The following is an 18154-nucleotide window of genomic DNA, read 5'->3' as shown; positions in this document are numbered from 1 at the left end:
CTTCGCGCGTGTTCAAGGCTCCGGCGGGCGGGGAGTACGGGGCGTGATCGAGAAGGTCCGGTCGAGGAGGACGCTCTCGGCACGGTCCTGGAGGCGGCGCGCGAGCGGCTTGAGGTCGGCGGTCCGGGCGGCCGGGATCGACAGTGCCAGGGCCGCCGCGGAGGAGCCGACCGTGATGGGGACGGCGGCGCAGACGGTGCCGAGGGCGTACTCCTCGTACTCGAGGAGGGGCCGGCCCCGCCGCTGGGAGGCGAGGCGACGCTCGATCGCGGTGCGGCCCGCCACGGTGTGCCGGGTCAGCGGCGTCGCGGGGTTCCGGTCGAGGTGGTCGGCGCGCTCCTCGTCGCTGAGCTGGGTGAGGAGCGACTGGCCGGCGGCGTGCGCGTGGCCGGTGAGACCGAACTCCGCCCATTCGGTGACGGGTGGGCAATCGGGGTTCCGGGAGACGGCCGTGACCCGTATCTCGCCCTCGCGGTAGATGACGAAGTAGACGGCGGCGTCGAGTTCCAGACTGAGGGCGTCCGCCCACTCCTGGGTGGGGAGCCCCTCGGGCGGGGACGTCTGAGGGACGGCGAGGCCGGCCGGGTCCGCGAGGGCGTATCCGTGGCGGTCCTTGCTCACCAGTCCCTCGTGGCAGAGGGTCCGCAGCAGGTGGTACGCGGTGGGAAGCGGCAGGTCCGTGTCGCGCGCGAGCTGCTTGGCGCTCGCGCTGCCGCCCCGGTGATTCAGCGCGCGCAGCAGATGGACGGCGCGCTGGACCGACTGGATGAGGGTCTGGCCGGTCGGGGGTCGATCGGGCATGCGTGTTCCTGTTCTGCATCTGCTGCATCCTGGACGGCGTGCTCCGCCCGGCGGGATCCCGCCGTGACCGGCCCCTGGCCGCAGGATATTAGGGCGCCCTTTCCCGGGCGAGCGCATACCGTGCCCCCCATGCCTGAACTGCAGCGACTGCGCCCCGACCACGCGCCCGCCCTGCTCGCGTTCGAGCGGGCCAACAGGGCCTACTTCGCCGCCTCCGTGCCGGACCGGGGCGACGCCTTCTTCGAGGAGTTCGAGGACCGGCACCGGGCGCTCCTGGAGGAGCAGGAGACCGGTGCGATCCACTTCCACGTCCTGGTGGGGGAGGACGGGGAGATAATCGGCCGCTTCAACCTCGTGGACGCCGTCGACGGGGCCGCCGAGCTCGGCTACCGGGTCGCCGAGAAGGCGACCGGGCGGGGCGTGGCGACGGCCGGGGTGCGCGAGGTGTGCCGGCTGGCGCGGGAGGTGTACGGGCTGACCCGGCTGACCGCCGCCACGACCCTCGACAACACGGGGTCGAGGGCCGTGCTCGGGCGGGTCGGTTTCGGCGCCGTCGGGAGCGTGACGCTGGACGGAGAGCCCGGCACCTCCTACGAGCTGGACCTCGGCGCGGCGTACGCGTAGTTCCTCTGCATACCTCTACGGGGCGGACCTCGGCGGCAGTTTCGGGCGGGAGCGGTCGGGGACGGCCTCGTACCCCGGGGGGCTGGCCGGCGGGGTCTCCGCGAGGAGCGAGAGGGCGACGTGCACGGCGTCGTCGAGCTGCGCGTGCCGCCCCTCGGCCCAGTCGAGGGGCGTGCGCAGGACCGCGAGGTCGGGTTCGACGCCGTGGTTCTCCAGGGACCAGCCGTACTCGGGGAACCAGGCCGCGTTCATCGGGACCGTGATCTGGGTGCCGTCGCCGAGCCGGTGGCGGCCGGTCATGCCGACGACCCCGCCCCAGGTGCGCTGGCCGACGACGGGCCCGAGGCCGAGGAGCTTGAAGGCGGCGGTGATCATGTCGCCGTCGGAGGAGGTGGCCTCGTCGGCGAGGGCGACGACGGGGCCGCGGGGGGCGTTCGAGGCGTACGAGACGGGCTGGGCGTTCCGGGTCAGGTCCCAGCCGAGGATCCTGCGGGTGAGTTTCTCTATGACGAGCTCGCTGATGTTGCCGCCGGCGTTGCCGCGGACGTCGACGATGAGCGCGGGCCGGGAGACCTCCATGCGCAGGTCGCGGTTGAACTGGGCCCAGCCGGAGCCGCCCATGTCGGGGATGTGGAGGTAGCCGCAGCGGCCGCCGCTGAGCTCCCGGACCACGGCCCGGCGTTTGGCGACCCAGTCCTGGTAGCGCAGCGGCCGTTCGTCGACGAGCGGGACGACGGCGACGCGGCGGGAGGGGCCCTCGCCCTCGGCGGGGGCGAAGGTGAGCTCGACGGTGGTGCCGCCGGTGCCGGAGAGCCGGGGGTAGGGGCCCGTGACCGGGTCGACGGGCCGGCCGTCGACGTGGGTGAGGACGGCGCCCTCGCGGATGCCGGTGCCGGCGAGCGGGGAGCGGGCCTTGGAGTCGGAGGACTCGCCGGGCAGGATCCGCTTCACCGTCCAGCCGGCCTCCCGGGGCACGAGGTTGGCGCCGAGGAGGCCCATGGCCCGCTGGTAGTGCGGCGGGCCCTCGTTGCGGCGGGCGGGGGTGACGTACGCGTGGGAGGTGCCCAGTTCGCCGACGACCTCGCGGAGCAGGTCGGCGAACTCGTCGGGGGACGCGACCCGTTCGACGAGCGGCCGGTACTGGTCGAGGATCGCCGACCAGTCGACGCCGCCCATGCCGGGCTCCCAGAAGTAGGCGCGGACGATCCGGCCGGCCTCGTCGAAGGCCTGGCGCCACTCGGCGCCGGGGTCGACCTCGTGGAGGATGCGCCGCAGGTCCAGGTAGACGGTGGAGTCGCCGTCGCCGGACTCGGTGGCGGGCACGGCCCGCAGCTCGCCCTCGTCGGCGACGACGAGCCGGGTGCCGTCGCCGCTGACCGCGAACCAGTCGAGGTCCTTGGCGAGTTCGGTCTTGCGGGCCTTGGTGATGGTGAAGTGTTCGAGGGAGGGGCGGCCGGAGGTGTCGGCCGGATTGGCGAAGGTCTCGCCGAGCGCGCCCGAGATGGGCCAGCGCAGCCAGACCAGGCCGCCGCCGCTGACGGGGTGCAGCGCGGAGTACTTGGAGGCGGTGACCGGGATGGGGGTGACCCGGTCGGGGAGCCCCTCGATCTCGACCGTGACGGTGCCGTCGCCGGTGTCCGTGTCGTCGTCGGCGGGGTCGAGGCCGCCGGCCGCCGGGCGCCCGTCGGGGAGCAGCGCGAAGGGGGAGGGCGTGGCGGAGGAGAGCGGTACGAGGTAGGGGCGGCAGCCGAGCGGGAAGGAGAGGTCGCCGGTGTGGACGTCGTACACCGGGTCGAAGCCGCGCCAGGAGAGGAAGGCGAGGTAGCGGCCGTCCCGGGTGAAGACCGGGTTCTCGTCCTCGAAGCGGCCGTTGGTGACGTCGATGACGGTCCGGGCGCCGGGGCCGGAGATACGGGCCAGCTTGATGGAGCGCAGGGAGCGGCCGATGCCGGGGTGGGACCAGGTGAGCCAGTCGCCGTCGGGGGAGAAGGCGAGGTCGCGGACGGGTCCGTTCACCGACCGGATCAGCTCGGTGACCTGGCCTCCGCCAGAGCCTTCGGCCGGGGAGGTACCCCCGGAGCCTTCGGCCTGGGAGGTGTCCCCGGAGTCCTCCGTCGTGTCGAGGAGCAGGAGCCGCCCGTCGTGGGAGGCGATGGCGAGCCGTTCGCCTTCCGGGTCGGAGATGAGCTCCTCGACCCGGCCGAGGCCGCCCGAGGCGAGCCGGCGCGGCGGCCGGTCGCCGCTGGCGCGCGGCAGGTAGGCGACCTCGACGGCGTCCTCGCCCTCGGCGTCGGTGACGTACGCGACCTGCCCGCCGCTGCCGAGCATCTCGGGCAGCCGGACGCGGACGCCCGGCGAGTCGATGATCGTGCGGGCCGGGCCGTCGCGGTGCGTGAGCCAGTACAGGCTGCCGCGTACGGAGACGGCGCTGGCCCGGCCGGTCTCGTCGACGGAGACCGCGTCGACGTGGTGGGCGGCGGGCACCTGGTAGGGGCGGCGGCCGACGCGCTGCCCGCCGAGCCGGACCTCCAGCTTCCGGGGGCGGGAGTGGGGGGTGAGCGCGTCGACGATCCACAGCTCGCCCGCGCACTGGTAGACGACCCGGCGCCCGTCGGTGGAGGCGTGCCGGGCGTAGAAGGCGTCGTGGTCGGTGTGGCGGCGCAGGTCGGTGCCGTCGGGCAGGCAGGAGTAGAGGTTCCCGACGCCCTCGTGGTCGGAGAGGAAGGCGATCCGGCCGTCGACGGCCATGGCGCAGTCCAGGTGGCCGCCGATGTCGGGAAGGAGTCGTTCGCCGTGCAGCCAGAGCCGTCCGGTGGCGCCGCCGAGGTACCGCTTCCAGGCGGCCGGCTCGTGCGGCGGCTTCCCGGTGAGGAGGAGGGTCCGGCGCTCGCCGCCGTGGCCGGCGCGGGCGGTGTCACCGGTGCGGGCGCTGTCACCGGTGAGGATGCTGTCACCGGTGTGGACGCTGTCGCCGGTGATGGCGGTGTCGTCGGTGACGGCGATGTCGGAGACCGGGCCCCAGGGCATGCGCATGCCGGGGGAGCCGTCGGTGGGGACGGTGTAGGCCCAGGAGTAGTACGAGAAGGGCTGCCCGTGCGAGGAGACGGCGAGGATGTCCGAGCGGCCGTCCCGGTCGGGGTCGGGGGGCGTCCAGCCGCAGACCCGGGTGTCCGTGGAGCCCCAGTAGGTGAGGCGCCGGGCGGATCCGCCGTCGATGGGGACGAGATGGATCTCCGGATCGAGGCTGCGCCAGTTCGTGTACGCGATGTGGCGGCCGTCCGGCGAGAAGCGCGGGTGGCCGACCCGGGTGCGGTCGACGGTCAGCCGCCAGGCCCGGCCGGGGCGGTGGCCCTCGGGGGCGAGGGGGGCGATCCAGAGATCGTCCTCGGCCGCGAAGCACAGCAGGTCGTCGTGGAGGTGCGGAAACCGGAGATACGCGACGTCGTCACTCACCTGTACATGCTTTCCGCGCGGAGGGGGTGCGGCAACTCGTACGTGTGTACCGGTTCGCGGGGCCGCGGTGTGGGCCAGGACACGTACGAAACGGTTTCGTTTCGCTGAGGGCGTGGGTATCTTCGTACTGTACGAAACCGTTTCGTTCGCACAGTCCGATCGGAGGAGCCGTTCATGGCTCGCAGCAGACTCACTCCCGAGCGGGAGTCCGAGCTGTACACAGCCGTGCTCGACCTTCTCCGCGAGGTCGGCTACGACGCCCTCACCATGGACGCCGTCGCCGCCCGCACCCACTCCAGCAAGGCCACCCTCTACCGCCAGTGGGGGAGCAAGCCCGAACTGGTCGCCCGGGCGCTGCGCGACAACAAGCCCGCCGATCTCGCCGAGATCGACACCGGCTCGCTGCGCGGCGACTTCCACGTGCTCCTGGAGCGGACCGACGACTGCCAGATGGAGAAGGACTCCGCGCTGATGCGGGGTCTGGCCCATGCCGTCCACACCAACCCCGAACTGCACCGGGCGCTGCGCGAGCTGCTCATCGAACCCGAGATGAACGGCCTGGACGAACTGCTGCGCCGAGCGGTCCGCAGGGGAGAGGTCGCCGCCGACAACCCGGCGCTGAAGCTCCTTCCCCACATGTTGATCGGTGCGTTCATCGCCCGGCCGCTGATCGAGGATCAGCCGGTCGACCGCGCCTTCCTCAGTGCCTACGTCGACGCCGTCGTGCTCCCCTCACTCGGCGTCTGACCCACCCGCGTCACCCGCACCAACCGACCGCGCACCGCTCACGCCGTCGGGCCGGCTCCCCATGTCCTGTCCCGCCCCACAATGGGAGTACGCCCCCGTGGCCACGTTCCTCTACAAGCTGGGCCGTTCCGCCTTCCGGCGCCGACGGCTCGTCGCCCTCCTCTGGGTGGCGCTCCTGGCGGTCGCCGGTATCGGCGCCGCCACCGCGCCAGCCCCCACCTCCGGTTCCTTCTCGATCCCGGGCACCGAGGCCCAGCGCGCCTTCGACCTGCTCGAAGAGCGCTTCCCCGGTGCCGGCGCCGACGGGGCCACCGCCCGTGTCGTCTTCAAGGCCCCCGAGGGCCAGAAGGTGACCGACACGGCCCACAAGGCCGTCGTCGAGGAGACCGTCGCCGCGCTGAAGTCCGGCTCGGACCAGATCGTCTCGGTCGCCGACCCGTACACCGCGCACGCCGTCTCGCAGGACGGCTCCACGGCCTACGTCTCCGTCGCCTACAAGGTCAACGCGATGGAGCTGACCGACGAGACCCGCGAGGCGCTCACCCAGGCCGGTCACAACGCGCAGGGCAAGGGGCTGACCGTCGAGGTCGGCGGCGACGCCCTCCAGACCATGCCCGCGACCGGCGCCGGCGAGATCGTCGGCGTGATCATCGCCGGCATCGTCCTCGTCATCACCTTCGGCTCGCTCGTCGCGGCGGGGCTCCCGCTGCTGACCGCGATCATCGGCGTCGGCATCGGCGTCTCCTCGATCGCGGCCCTCGCGAACGTCCTCGACCTGGGCTCCACCACCTCCACCCTCGCGATGATGATCGGCCTCGCGGTCGGTATCGACTACGCCCTCTTCATCGTCTCGCGCTACCGCGCGGAGCTCGCCGACGGGCGCGAGAAGGAGGAGGCCGCGGGCCGCGCGGTCGGCACGGCGGGCTCGGCGGTCGTCTTCGCCGGACTCACCGTCGTCATCGCCCTGGTCGGCCTGGCCGTCGTCAACATCCCGATGCTGACGAAGATGGGCTTCGCCGCCGCCGGCACGGTCGTCATCGCCGTACTGATCGCCCTCACCCTCATCCCGGCGCTGCTGGGCTTCGCCGGGGACAAGGTCGTCGGCCGCAAGCAGCGCAAGGGCACGGCGAAGGCGAGCGACAAGCCGAACGGCGGCACCCGCTGGGCCCGGTTCGTCATCCGCCGCCCCGTCATGGTGCTGCTCATCGGTGTCCTCGGACTCGGCGCGATCGCCCTGCCCGCCGCCTCCCTGGAGATGGGCCTGCCCGACGACGGCGTGAAGCCGACCTCCACCACGGAGCGCCGGGCGTACGACACGCTGTCGGACGGCTTCGGCCCCGGCTTCAACGGCCCGCTGCTCGTCGTCGTCGACGGCGACAAGGCCACCGCGGACAAGACGGTCTCCACGATCAAGGGCCTCGAAGGCTGGGCGGCGGTCACCCCGGCGACCCCGAACAAGGCCGGCGACGCCGCGATGATCACGGTGGTCCCGAAGGACCGCCCGTCCTCCGTCGCCACCGAGGACCTGGTCCACGACATCCGGGACGCCACCGGCGACGAGGTCCTCGTCACCGGCGCCACCGCGATGAACATCGACTTCTCGCAGAAGATGAACGACGCGCTCGTGCCCTACCTGGCACTCGTCGTCGGCCTCGCCTTCCTGCTCCTGACGGTGGTCTTCCGGTCGATCCTGGTCCCGCTCAAGGCGGCCCTCGGCTTCCTGCTCTCGGTCGTCGCGGCCCTCGGCGCGGTCGTCGCGGTCTTCCAGTGGGGCTGGCTCGGCAGCCTGTTCGGGGTCGAGCAGACCGGCCCGATCATGTCGATGATGCCGATCTTCATGGTGGGCGTCGTCTTCGGTCTCGCGATGGACTACGAGGTCTTCCTCGTGACCCGGATGCGCGAGGCGTACGTCCACGGGGAGCGGCCCGGCGAGGCGATCGTGACCGGCTTCCGGCACAGCGCCCGGGTGGTCGTCGCCGCGGCGGTCATCATGATCGCGGTCTTCTCCGGCTTCATCGGCATGACGGACCAGATGATCAAGATGATCGGCTTCGGTCTCGCCGTCGCGGTCCTCTTCGACGCCTTCGTGGTCCGGATGGCGATCGTCCCGGCCGTGCTCGCGCTCCTCGGCCACAAGGCCTGGTGGCTGCCGAAGTGGCTCGACCGGATCCTGCCGAACGTGGACGTGGAGGGCGAGAGCCTCGCCGCGTCGACGGGTGAGGACACGCCCGCGAAGCCGGACCTCGTGAAGGCCTGACCTTCGGTTCCACTCGTTACGCCGTCAGTGTGTCGTCAACGACGCGCTGACGGCGTCGGCGTACCCGCGGCGTACGTGTGGCGGAGGAACCGGAGCAGGGCGGCGGTGTCGAACTGGACGACCTCGACCCCGTCTTCCTTGTGGAACTCGACGACCGTCTGCACCCGGCCGCAGGGCCACACCTCGATGTCGCCGCGGCGGGTCGGGGTGCGCAGACCGGTCTCGAGGAGCGTGCGGGGGAAGGACCACTCGACCTCGCCGGGGAAGACGAAGTGGACGGTCGCGGGGGAGTGGTCGGCGTCGAAGTGGAGGGTCACGGGGACCGGCCGGGAGAGGGGGGCGTCGCTGATGATCCGCCCCTTGGCATGGTCGTCGACTGCGTGGTCGGCTACGGCGGCCATCGCGGGCTCCTCACGTTTTGTCCTGCTATCAGTCAATGTGTCACTTCTTCCCGTCCGGTGCGAGGGCCATGCGTGGTCCACCCTGTGATCTGTGACCCATGCGCTCTTGCAAGTGGTTCGCAAGAAGGCTCATCATTCGGGACGTGCATGTACCTGACGGATTCATCAACGCCCCCGTATCGGCCGTGGCCGGTGTCGTCGCCGCCGGCGCCGTCGCCGTGAGCCTGCGCGGGGCCCGCCGCGAGTTTGGGGGCACCTCCCGTGCCGGAGGCTACGGGGGAGAGAGGACGGCGCCGCTCGCCGGGCTCGTCGCGGCCTTCATCTTCGCCGTGCAGATGCTGAACTTCCCGGTCGCCGCCGGGACCAGCGGACACCTGCTCGGCGGCGCGCTCGCCGCGATACTCGTCGGCCCGTGGACCGGCGTCCTGTGCATCGCCGTCGTCCTGCTGATGCAGGGCATCCTCTTCGCCGACGGAGGCCTCACCGCCCTCGGTGTGAACATCACCGTCATGGGCGTCGTCACGGTCGTCGTCTCGTACGCGCTCTTCCGCGGCCTCGTCCTCGTGCTGCCGCGCACCCGCCGCTCGGTGACCGTGGCCTCGTTCGTCGCCGCGCTCGTCTCCGTACCGGCCTCGGCCGCCGCCTTCACCCTGATCTACGCGATCGGCGGCACCACCGACGTGCCGCTCGGCAAGGTCCTCACCGCCATGGTCGGCGTGCACGTCCTCATCGGCATCGGCGAGGCCGTCATCACCATGCTGACCGTCGGCGCGGTCGTCGCCGTCCGCCCCGACCTGGTCTACGGCGCCCGCGGCCTGACCGCCCCGCTGAAGCTCCGGGTCGACGGCGAGCTGGTCGACGCGGATAGCCCGGCCGCCGTTCCGGTGGCCGCCGGATCTCCGAAGAAGGTGTGGATCGGCGGTGTCGTCACCGCGCTCGTCCTCGCCGGCTTCGTCTCCTTCTACGCCTCCGCCAGCCCCGACGGCCTGGAGAAGGTCGCCGCCGACAAGGGCTTCGACGCCAAGGTCGAGGAGCACGCCGCCGCCGGATCGCCGCTCGCCGACTACGGCGTCAAGGACGTCGACAACGCCCGCCTCTCCGGCGGCCTGGCCGGCACGATCGGCGTGGGCGTGACCCTCGCCGTCGGCACCGGCGCCTTCTGGGTCGTGCGCCGACGTCGTACCGCGGTACCGGAAACCGTCTGACATGGGGTCCGGTGGGGGTACCTCCCGTGCCGGAGGCCACGGGGGAGCACACAAGCTCTACCGGCACGCGCACTCGCCGGTCCACGCGCTGCCCCCGCACACCAAGCTCGCGGCCGTCCTCGGCTTCGTGGTGGTCGTCGTCTCGACGCCCCGCGAAGCCGTCTGGGCCTTCGCCCTCTACGCCCTGCTCCTCGCGGTCGTGGCGGCGAAGGCCCGGATCCCGGCCGGTTTCCTGCTGAAGCGGCTGCTCATCGAGGTGCCGTTCGTCGCGTTCGCGCTGCTCATGCCGTTCGTCGTGCCCGGCGAGCAGAGAGAGGTCCTCGGGGTGTCGCTGAGCGTCCCCGGCCTGTGGGGCGCCTGGAACGTCCTGGCCAAGGGCACCCTCGGCGTCGCCGCCTCGGTGATCCTCGCCTCCACGACCGAGCTGCGCGCCCTGCTCCTCGGCCTCCAGCGGCTGAGGCTGCCCCCGATGCTCGTCCAGATCGCCTCGTTCATGATCCGGTACGGCGACGTCATCACCGACGAGATGCGCCGCATGTCCGTCGCCCGCCGCTCGCGCGGCTTCGAGGCGAGGGGCGTCCGCCAGTGGGGCGTCCTCGCGAAGTCCGCGGGCGCGCTCTTCATCCGCTCGTACGAGCGCGGGGAACGGGTCCACCTGGCCATGGTGAGCCGCGGCTACACGGGCACCATGCCGGTCATCGACGAGGCGACCGCCACCCGCGCCCAGTGGACGTACGCCGCCGCCCTGCCGCTCACCGCACTGCTGATCTGCCTCCTCGGATGGACGCTATGACGACTCCCCCCTCGCTCGAGGTCCGTGGCCTCGCGTACGCCTACCCCGACGGCCACCAGGCCCTCTTCGGTGTGGACCTGACCGTCGGGCGCGGCGAGCGGGTCGCGCTCCTCGGCCCCAACGGCGCCGGCAAGACCACCCTCGTCCTCCACCTCAACGGCATCCTCACCGGCGGCGCGGGCACGGTCACCGTCGCCGGGCTCCCGGTCGGCAAGAAGCACCTCGCGGAGATCAGGCGGAAGGTCGGGATCGTCTTCCAGGACCCCGACGACCAGCTCTTCATGCCGACCGTCCGCGAGGACGTGGCCTTCGGCCCGGCCGCGGCGGGCCTCCGGGGCGCGGAGCTCGACGCCGTGGTCGCGGCCGCCCTGGAGCGCGTCGGCATGGCGGAGTACGCGGACCGGCCGCCGCACCACCTCTCCTTCGGGCAGCGGCGCCGGGTCGCCGTGGCCACCGTCCTCGCCATGGAGCCGGAGATCCTCGTCCTCGACGAGCCGTCCTCCAACCTGGACCCGGCCTCGCGCCGCGAGCTCGCCGACATCCTCCGCTCCCTCGACGTCACCGTCCTCATGGTCACCCACGACCTGCCGTACGCCCTGGAGCTCTGCCCGCGCGCGGTCATCCTCAGCGAGGGCGCCATCGCCGCCGACGGACCGACCGGCGACATCCTCACCGACGAGGAGCTCATGGCCCGGCACCGACTGGAGCTGCCCTTCGGCTTCGTGCCGAGCTCCGTGGCCTGACCCCGTCTCCTGACCCGTCCCCTGACCCCGGAATCCGTCCCTCGCGGCCCGCGTTGCACCATGGGAGCCGGTCGTACAAAAGGGAGAGTGGGTCGGGTGGACGTCCAGGGCACGGTGGCGGCGGGCTGGGAGCCGGTCAGGGACGCGTTCCTGCGCAACTTCGAGCAGCGCGGCGAGCGCGGGGCGGCCCTCGCCGTCCACCGCGACGGCGAGCGGGTCGTCGACCTGTGGGCGGGCAGCCGCGATGTGGACGGCACGGACCCGTGGACGGCGGACACCGCCCAGGTCGTCCGCTCGGCCACGAAGGGCGTCGCCGCCGCCGTACCGCTGCTCCTGCACCAGCGCGGGCTGCTCGACCTGGACGCCCCCGTCGCCACGTACTGGCCGGAGTTCAAGGCGGCCGGCAAGGACCGGGTGACCGTACGGCAGCTCCTCGCGCACCGGGCCGGCGTCCCCGTCCTGGACCGGCCGCTCACCCTCGCCGAGGCGATCGACCTGCCGACGGCGACCGGCGCGATCGCCGCCCAGGCCCCCGTCTGGGAGCCCGGCACCGCCCACGGCTACCACGCCCACACCTTCAGCTGGCTGCTCTCCGGGCTCGTCCACCGCGTCACCGGCCGCACCATCGGCCGCTGGGTCGCCGAGGAGATCACCGGCCCGCTCGGCCTCGACCTGTGGATCGGGCTCCCGGCGGCGGAGGCCCACCGGGTCGGCCGCCTCGGCCCCGTCGAGGAGATCGACCCGCCCGGCGGCGGCGCGCTGAAGCTCCGCCCCAAGCGCTCGGTCTCCGAGGCGTACAAGGACCCGGACTCCCTCACCCGCCGCGCCTTCGGCGTCATCGAGCCCAAGCCCGACGAGAACGACCCCGTCTACCGGGCCGCCGAGCTGCCCGGCTCGGCGGGCGTCGCCACCGCCCGCGCGCTCGCCCGCTTCTACGCCGCGACCCTCGGCCCCGTCGACGGCGCCGAGCGACTCTTCGCCCCGGCGACGCTCACTCTGGCCCGTACGGAGGAGTCGGCGGGACCGGACGAGGTGCTGCTCGTCGGCACCCGCTTCGGGCTCGGTCACATGCTGCACGGACCGGCCTCCCCGCTCCTCGGCCCGTCGTCCTTCGGCCACCCCGGCCGCGGCGGCTCCCTCGGCTTCGCCGACCCCGAGTCGGGGATCGCCTTCGGGTACGTCACCAACGGCATGCGGAAGACGGTCACGGCCGATCCCCGCGCCCAGGCCCTGGTTCGGGCGGTGCGGTCGGTCGTGGACCTGACATTCTGAGCCTTCGCCCGGCGGGTGCGGGGGTGCGTGGCCAGTACCGTGTGCGGGCCCACTGACCGGTGGGCAGGCACGGGGGTGCAGGTGAGCGAGATTCCGTCGCGACCATCCGACTGCGCGATGAACGGCGTCACGAACGGCGTCACGAACGGCGTGACGAACGGCGTGACGAACGGCGTGACGAACGGCGTCGCGAACAGCGTCGCGAACGGCGTCACGAACGACGTCACGAGCGGCGTGACGGTTCGGATCGCGAGCAGCCGGCTCTGGGAGATCCACGGCAGCGTCGGGCTGCTCTCGGCCCACCGGGGCATGGTCCCCTGGCCGTACGCGAACTGGGCCAAGGCCGCCCGCCGTTCGCTGAGCCGCTCCGACGTGACCATCCCGGGCTGGCTCGTCCACCTCTTCCGGACCGGCGGCGGGACCCTTCCGCCGTTCCTCCTCGCCGTCCCGCCCGCGGACGGACCGGACCTGAGCGAGGAGCTCGCACACCTCGCGGCGGTCGACCCGTCCCGGGTCCGCGCGGAGCTAGAACAGCGCTACCCGCACGGCGTGCCCGCCGAGGTCCGCCCGCTGTACGCGGACCCGGCGGCCCGCGTCGCCGAACTCCGCGCCTTCCTCCCGCGGTACTGGCGGGCAGCGCTCGCCCCGTACGCGGCGACCCTGCGGGCGGCGACGGAGGAGGACATCCTGCGCCGCGCCCGCACGCTCGCCACCCAGGGCCCGGAGGCGCTCCTGGACGCGGTGGGCGGGATCGCGGTACCCGGCGGGGTCGCGGTGCCCGGCGTGATGGCGGTCTCGGGCGTCTCCCGACTCGTCCTCGTACCCCTGCTGTTCGGCCGCGGCACGCCCTTCTGCGCCTCGGCCCCGGACGGCTCCGAGGCCGCCCTGTCCTACCCGGTCGAAGGGTCCGCCGTCCTCGTCGGGGAGGCCCCGCCCGAGCGGCGCCCCGACGCCGACGCGCCCGTGCGCGGCGACCGGCTGGAGATCCTGATCGGCCGCAGCCGGGCCGGCGTGGTCCGGGCCCTCGTGGCGCCCACGACGACCTCGGATCTCGCGGCGGCGCTCGGCCTCGCCCCGAGCACGGTCTCCCAGCACCTGACGGCGCTGGTCGCGGCGGGCGTGGTGCGGCGGCGCAGGGCGGGCGTACGCGTGCTGTACGAACTGGACCGCCCGGGCGTCGTGCTGCTCAGGCACCTGGACCACGCGCGCGGGCTCCCGGTGACCCGCTGACCGGCCAGTAGGGTCGACTCGCCGTACAACTCGCCGTACCCGTACATCGGTTGTCACACGAAAGAAGAGAACGCATGTCCCAGGAAACGTACGAGAAGCTGGTCGCCCTGCTCGACGAGCGTGGCGCCGCCTACCGGGTGATCGAGCACGCGCCCGAGGGCGCCACCGAGGCGGTCAGCACCCTGCGGGGACACGCACTCGCCCAGGCGGCCAAGTGCATCATCGCGATGGTCAAGATCGGCAAGAAGGAGAAGCGGTTCGCGCTGGTCGTCGTCCCCGGCGACAAGCGGATCGACCTGGCGGCGGTGAAGGCGCTGTACGGCGGCACGTACGTCTCCTTCGCGTCCCCGGAGATCGCCGAGGAGCTCGCGGGCTCGGAGAGCGGCACCATCCTGCCGTTCTCCTTCGACGAGCGCCTCGAACTCCTCGTCGACCCGGACCTGCTGACGCACGAGGAGTTCTATTTCAACGCGGCGCGCCTGGACCGCTCGATCGCGCTCTCCGCCGCGGACTACCGGTCGGTCGCCGAGCCGCGCGTGGAGCGGGTCTCGACCGACTGAGCCACGCCGCGGCTGTCGCGCCACGGACGGGGTCAGGATGGACGGGGTCAGGCTACGGGCGGGGTCAGGCCATGGACGGGGTCAGGCCATGGACGGGGTCAGCGCGAGGACCATCCCGAGCCCGACGAGCACCGTCCCGATCACCTTGTTCAGCACGGTCTGTCGCTGGAGCAGCCGGGTGCGCAGGCTCTGCTGGGAGAAGAGGAGCGCGGCGAGCGCGAACCAGACCAGGTGGGCGAAGGACATGAAGAGGCCGTAGCCGACCTGCTGGAAGACGGGGGTGTCGGCGCTGACGACCTGCGTGTACGTGCTCAGCACGAAGAGCATCGTCTTCGGGTTGAGCGCGTTCGTCAGGAAGCCGGTGCGCAGCGCGCCCGCCTTCGAAAGGCCGTCGCCGCTCGACAGGTCGACGTCCACCTGGGTCTTCGTGACGAACGTCTTGTACCCGATGTACACCAGATAGGCGGCGCCGATCAGTTTCATCGCCGTGAAAAGCATCGGACTCCTGGAAACCAGGAGTCCCACGCCCAGCATGGTGTACGTGACGTGGACGAGAACGCCCAGCGCAATTCCGACGGCGGCGAGAACACCGGCGGTCCGCCCGTACAGATAACTGTTGCGGACGGTCATCGCGAAATCCGCGCCGGGGCTGATCACAGCCAGAATGGTGATGACCGCCACGGCGATGAGCTGACCCATGTACCCGTCTTCCCGTCTTTCACTCAAGGGGTACGCGGGTGGGGGGCGGCGCGCCTTCGCGGACGCCGGCCCCCGCACCCGCGTCTGACATCAGGGCTTGTGACGGTAGGTCACGACCAGCACGTCGCGCGAGGCCGGGGCTGCGGAATCGATCTGCTCGATCGGCGTGACGCCGTGGTAGACCCGCTCGTCGTTGACGAGCGCCAGGTCGAGGGGGTCGGCCAGGGCGAACTTCTCCACCGGCTCCTTGTCCAGGTTGAAGACGGTGCTCTCGCCGCCGGTGGCGTTGGAGCGGCCGACCATCGCCATCAGGACGAAGGTGACGCCGTCGCGGTGGACGCCCTCGGGCGTGGGCAGGCCGACCTCTTCGCCGTCGACCTCGATGCGGAACTGGTGGGCCTCGATGTGCCACGCGGAGTACGGGGCGAGCCGGCCGAAGATGTCGCAGCCGAGCGTGACCAGGCTGTTCATCGTGGCGCCGCGCAGGATCCGGTCCTCGAACGCCTCGTAGTGCCGGGCCACGCCGCCGTTGAGGGTGTTGTAGTCGAGCCCCTGGTAGTGGGGCTGGTGGGCCTCGACGCGGTAGTCGGCGCTCGCCCGGGGCGCGCTGAGCGTGGCGTGCCGGCGGCGGCGGTAGCGCCCGCCGTCCGCCATGTAGCTGTCGAGCGGCATCCCGCCCCAGCTGTCGCGGAAGGGCTCCAGGTCGTCGAGCGCGTTCTCGGAGCGCTGGAGGAGAAGCTGCCTGACCTTCTCGCCGGAGCGAAGGTCAAAGCTCCGCGAGGAAAGGGACTCGCATATTTGCTCTACTCCGGATTCGTACGTCGAAGACATTGTTCCCCCTGTGTCCACATGGTCATCGGCGGAGTCGATCGTGGTATTCGGGGAGGGTGTGTGTCAAAGCCTTTCGGTCATGGCCGAATTGTCAGGGCTCCCTTTTCTCCGCTTTCCTCCCGCGCCTTTTGTTAACGGAATGTTGCGGCCGGGTGGGGTGATGGGTAGGAGCAGCCCATGGATCTCAACGAACGCCCGGAACCCCCGCGACGCTTCGACGGATACGCGGCACTGATCACGGGCGCGGCGCGCGGCATCGGCGCGGCCACCGCGCGGCGCCTCGCGGCGGAGGGCGCGCGGGTGCTGGTCACGGACATCGACGAGGACGAGGCCGTACGGACCGCCGCCGAGCTGCCCGGGGCGGTGGGCCTGCGCTGCGACGTCGGGGACCGGGACTCGGTGGAGGCGGCCGTCGCGTACGCGGTGGAGACCTTCGGTGGTCTCGACGTCCTCGTCAACAACGCCCTCGCGCCCGTCGCCCCCGACCGGGACCGTTTCGAGGACGAACCGGACGGGGGCTGGGCGGGCCAGCTCGACGTGACGCTGATGGGCGCGGTCCGCTGCTCCCGGGCGGCGCTGCCGCACCTTGCGGCTGCGGGCGGGCGCGGGGCGATCGTCACGATCGGCTCGGTCAACGCCGAGGTGGACTTCGGCAACCACGCCTACAGCGCGGCCAAGGCGGGTCTCGCCTCGCTCACCCGGACGCTGGCGGGCGACGCGGCGCCGCGCGGCGTCCGCGTCAACCAGATCAACCCGGGGACGATCGCGACGACGGCCTGGGCGGGCAAGGAGGCCGAACTCGCGGCCCTGGCGGACCGCGTCTACCCGCTGGGCCGCGTGGGCACGCCGGAGGACGTGGCCGCCGCCGTCGCGTTCCTCGCGTCGCGCGACGCGTCCTGGATCACGGGCACGGTCCTGCGGGTCGACGGCGGCCTGCTGGCGGTGAACTCGCACTTCGCGGAGGTCCTGGCGGACTGAGGGCCGGAGAGCTCCTTCGCCGGAGAACTCCTTCGCCCGAGAACTTCTTCGAACGACGACGCAACCTCGGGAGGTGCCACACGTCTGGTGGGTTGAAGGCGCCCTTCACCGCACGTCCCTCATCCCACCTCCTGACCTGGAGAACGTCATGAACCGCAACCCCCGCCGCATCCTGGGTGCCGTCGCCGGCGCCGCGCTGCTCCTGGGCGGTGTCTTCACCGCGCAGGCCGTCGCCGACTCCGGCGCCACCCCGGCGCCGAAGGTCGTCACGCCCGCCGAGTCGGGGCCGAAGGGCGTCACGCCGGGCGAGTCGACCCCGAAGCCGGCGTCGAAGCCGGTCGTGGTGAAGCCGGGCACGGCCGGGACCGACGCCGCCAAGAAGGGCGTCCCGACCATGAAGTCGGTGCCCGCGGAGAACGCGCCCCGCGTGATCACCCCGGGCAAGTAACCCCGGAGCAAGGGCGGGCCGACCCACCAAAGGGCCGGCCCGCCCCCCCTACCCCCCACCCCGCAACGGATCGAGCGACACATGCAGTACGCGATGGCCGCGGCGCCGCCCTGGTGGTCCCGTCTGCTCGCCCGCGTGTCCGGCACGGAGGGCAGGGCGGTGGTACGGGAACTCCGCCCGCGCGCGCGGGTCACGCCGTACGAAGAGCGCCCGCCCACGCTGACCGACCTGTACAAGGCCCGGCGGCTCGACATGGTGAGACTGGCGCTCTTCCTCGTCGACGACCTGCACACGGCCGAGGACGTCGTCCAGGACGCGTTCGCGGCCGTGTGCAGGGCCTACGGCACGTCCCTCGACGGCCTCCAGGACCCGGGCGCGTACCTGCACACCGCCGTGGTCAACGCGGCCCGCTCCGTACTGCGCCGCCGCCGCACGGCCCGCGGCTACACCCCGCCCCACCAGCCGGCGAGCGCCCCGGTCGACGAGGGACTCCTCCTCGCGGAGGAACACCGCACGGTCCTCGACGCGCTGACCCGGCTCACCGACCGCCAGCGCGAGGTCCTGGTCCTGCGCTACTGGTCGGAACTGACCGAGGCACAGATCGCCCAGACCCTCGGCCTGTCCCGTGGCACGGTGAAGTCCACGGCGAGCAGGGCCCTGGACGCCCTGGAGAAGAACCTGGAGGCGTCCCGATGACCACCACCCCACCCACCGAAGACCGCCACGCCACGACGGAGACCCGCCTCAGAGCGGCCCTGACGGCCCGCGCGGCCCTGGTCACCCACCGGGACCTCCGCCGCGAGGACCCCCCGCGGGGCCGCGCCTGGACGATCCGCGCCCTGCGCGGCCCCGGCCTCGCCGCACTGGCCGCGGCGGCCATGGTGGCGGCCGTCTGCCTCCTGTACCTGCTCCCGGGCAGCCCCCTGGCCCCGGCCCCGGTCCAGCCGGCCCGCTCCCCGGGCATCAGCGACCCGGCACCGCCCACCCCTCCCGTGACGACCCCGTCGTCCGCCGGGACACCCAGCGTCGTACGGCCCTCGGACTGACGGGCTCGGCCGGAGCCGGGTGAGTCCGCCTGTCCCTCAAGCGGGTTCGGGCAGACTCACCGGGGG

The 18154-nt window shown here is 72.5% G+C and carries 18 protein-coding genes; 13 read left to right on the top strand and 5 right to left on the bottom strand.

Annotated elements, in window-relative coordinates; all coding sequences use genetic code 11:
• Positions 1 to 12: 12 nt before the first annotated feature.
• Positions 13 to 801, bottom strand: coding sequence for an IclR family transcriptional regulator (locus ACIBG6_RS28835; protein ID WP_399225580.1), 789 nt, complete (start codon positions 799 to 801; stop codon positions 13 to 15).
• A gap of 129 nt (positions 802 to 930) precedes the next feature.
• Between ACIBG6_RS28835 and ACIBG6_RS28830 the strand changes: the two genes are divergently transcribed.
• Positions 931 to 1425: a GNAT family N-acetyltransferase gene (locus ACIBG6_RS28830; RefSeq protein WP_399225579.1), complete on the top strand. Its 495-nt coding sequence runs from the start codon at positions 931 to 933 to the stop codon at positions 1423 to 1425.
• A gap of 15 nt (positions 1426 to 1440) precedes the next feature.
• Here the strand turns inward: ACIBG6_RS28830 and ACIBG6_RS28825 are convergent, their stop codons facing one another.
• Positions 1441 to 4878, bottom strand: a complete 3438-nt coding sequence (locus ACIBG6_RS28825; protein WP_399225578.1) for a S41 family peptidase — start codon at positions 4876 to 4878, stop codon at positions 1441 to 1443.
• Between the two features lie 174 nt (positions 4879 to 5052).
• Between ACIBG6_RS28825 and ACIBG6_RS28820 the strand changes: the two genes are divergently transcribed.
• Positions 5053 to 5625 (top strand): TetR/AcrR family transcriptional regulator, encoded by a 573-nt coding sequence (locus ACIBG6_RS28820; protein WP_399225577.1) that lies wholly within the window; start codon positions 5053 to 5055, stop codon positions 5623 to 5625.
• A gap of 97 nt (positions 5626 to 5722) precedes the next feature.
• Complete coding sequence (locus ACIBG6_RS28815; RefSeq protein WP_399225576.1) at positions 5723 to 7882, top strand: MMPL family transporter; 2160 nt, start codon at positions 5723 to 5725, stop codon at positions 7880 to 7882.
• A 35-nt stretch (positions 7883 to 7917) separates the two neighbouring features.
• Here the strand turns inward: ACIBG6_RS28815 and ACIBG6_RS28810 are convergent, their stop codons facing one another.
• Positions 7918 to 8283 (bottom strand): SsgA family sporulation/cell division regulator, encoded by a 366-nt coding sequence (locus ACIBG6_RS28810; protein ID WP_399225574.1) that lies wholly within the window; start codon positions 8281 to 8283, stop codon positions 7918 to 7920.
• Positions 8284 to 8426: 143 nt separating this feature from the next.
• On the opposite strand from ACIBG6_RS28810, the gene ACIBG6_RS28805 reads away from it, so the two are divergent.
• The 6 genes from ACIBG6_RS28805 (at position 8427) to ACIBG6_RS28780 (ending at position 14086) form a co-directional block, all read left to right on the top strand.
• A complete protein-coding gene (locus ACIBG6_RS28805) occupies positions 8427 to 9488 on the top strand; it encodes an energy-coupling factor ABC transporter permease (protein WP_399225573.1) in 1062 nt (353 codons plus the stop codon).
• 1 nt (position 9489) lies between these two features.
• The gene (gene cbiQ, locus ACIBG6_RS28800; protein ID WP_399225572.1) at positions 9490 to 10281 is read left to right on the top strand and encodes a cobalt ECF transporter T component CbiQ; all 792 of its coding nucleotides are present in this window, start codon (positions 9490 to 9492) and stop codon (positions 10279 to 10281) included.
• Complete coding sequence (locus tag ACIBG6_RS28795) at positions 10278 to 11024, top strand: energy-coupling factor ABC transporter ATP-binding protein (protein ID WP_399225571.1); 747 nt, start codon at positions 10278 to 10280, stop codon at positions 11022 to 11024. The genes cbiQ and ACIBG6_RS28795 overlap by 4 nt, the downstream gene beginning before the upstream one ends.
• A 60-nt stretch (positions 11025 to 11084) precedes the next feature.
• A complete protein-coding gene (locus ACIBG6_RS28790; protein ID WP_399225570.1) occupies positions 11085 to 12296 on the top strand; it encodes a serine hydrolase domain-containing protein in 1212 nt (403 codons plus the stop codon).
• 117 nt (positions 12297 to 12413) lie between these two features.
• Positions 12414 to 13526 carry a helix-turn-helix domain-containing protein gene (locus ACIBG6_RS28785; RefSeq protein ID WP_399225569.1) on the top strand — a complete coding sequence of 371 codons (1113 nt, stop codon included), beginning with the start codon at positions 12414 to 12416 and terminating at the stop codon, positions 13524 to 13526.
• A gap of 74 nt (positions 13527 to 13600) precedes the next feature.
• A complete protein-coding gene (locus tag ACIBG6_RS28780; protein WP_399225568.1) occupies positions 13601 to 14086 on the top strand; it encodes a YbaK/EbsC family protein in 486 nt (161 codons plus the stop codon).
• An 81-nt stretch (positions 14087 to 14167) separates the two neighbouring features.
• Here ACIBG6_RS28780 and ACIBG6_RS28775 read toward each other — a convergent pair whose 3' ends face one another.
• Positions 14168 to 14785, bottom strand: coding sequence for a LysE family translocator (locus ACIBG6_RS28775; protein ID WP_399225567.1), 618 nt, complete (start codon positions 14783 to 14785; stop codon positions 14168 to 14170).
• A gap of 90 nt (positions 14786 to 14875) precedes the next feature.
• Positions 14876 to 15616 (bottom strand): 2OG-Fe dioxygenase family protein, encoded by a 741-nt coding sequence (locus ACIBG6_RS28770; RefSeq protein ID WP_399225566.1) that lies wholly within the window; start codon positions 15614 to 15616, stop codon positions 14876 to 14878.
• 177 nt (positions 15617 to 15793) lie between these two features.
• Here ACIBG6_RS28770 and ACIBG6_RS28765 point away from each other — a divergent pair, with 177 nt between their 5' ends.
• The 4 genes from ACIBG6_RS28765 to ACIBG6_RS28750 all read left to right on the top strand — a co-directional run bounded on the left by ACIBG6_RS28765 (position 15794) and on the right by ACIBG6_RS28750 (position 18088).
• Positions 15794 to 16594 carry an SDR family NAD(P)-dependent oxidoreductase gene (locus ACIBG6_RS28765; protein ID WP_399225565.1) on the top strand — a complete coding sequence of 267 codons (801 nt, stop codon included), beginning with the start codon at positions 15794 to 15796 and terminating at the stop codon, positions 16592 to 16594.
• A 148-nt stretch (positions 16595 to 16742) separates the two neighbouring features.
• Positions 16743 to 17042 (top strand): hypothetical protein, encoded by a 300-nt coding sequence (locus ACIBG6_RS28760; RefSeq protein WP_399225564.1) that lies wholly within the window; start codon positions 16743 to 16745, stop codon positions 17040 to 17042.
• 81 nt (positions 17043 to 17123) lie between these two features.
• Positions 17124 to 17738, top strand: a complete 615-nt coding sequence (locus ACIBG6_RS28755) for an RNA polymerase sigma factor (RefSeq protein ID WP_399225563.1) — start codon at positions 17124 to 17126, stop codon at positions 17736 to 17738.
• Complete coding sequence (locus tag ACIBG6_RS28750) at positions 17735 to 18088, top strand: hypothetical protein (RefSeq protein ID WP_399225561.1); 354 nt, start codon at positions 17735 to 17737, stop codon at positions 18086 to 18088. Before ACIBG6_RS28755 ends, ACIBG6_RS28750 begins: the two co-directional genes overlap by 4 nt.
• The last annotated feature ends 66 nt before the right edge of the window (positions 18089 to 18154 follow it).

The sequence above is a fragment of the Streptomyces sp. NPDC050842 genome, from assembly GCF_044456565.1.
In the GTDB taxonomy this organism is placed as follows: Bacteria; Actinomycetota; Actinomycetes; order Streptomycetales; family Streptomycetaceae; genus Streptomyces.
This window is presented reverse-complemented; position numbering and strand designations above follow the sequence as displayed.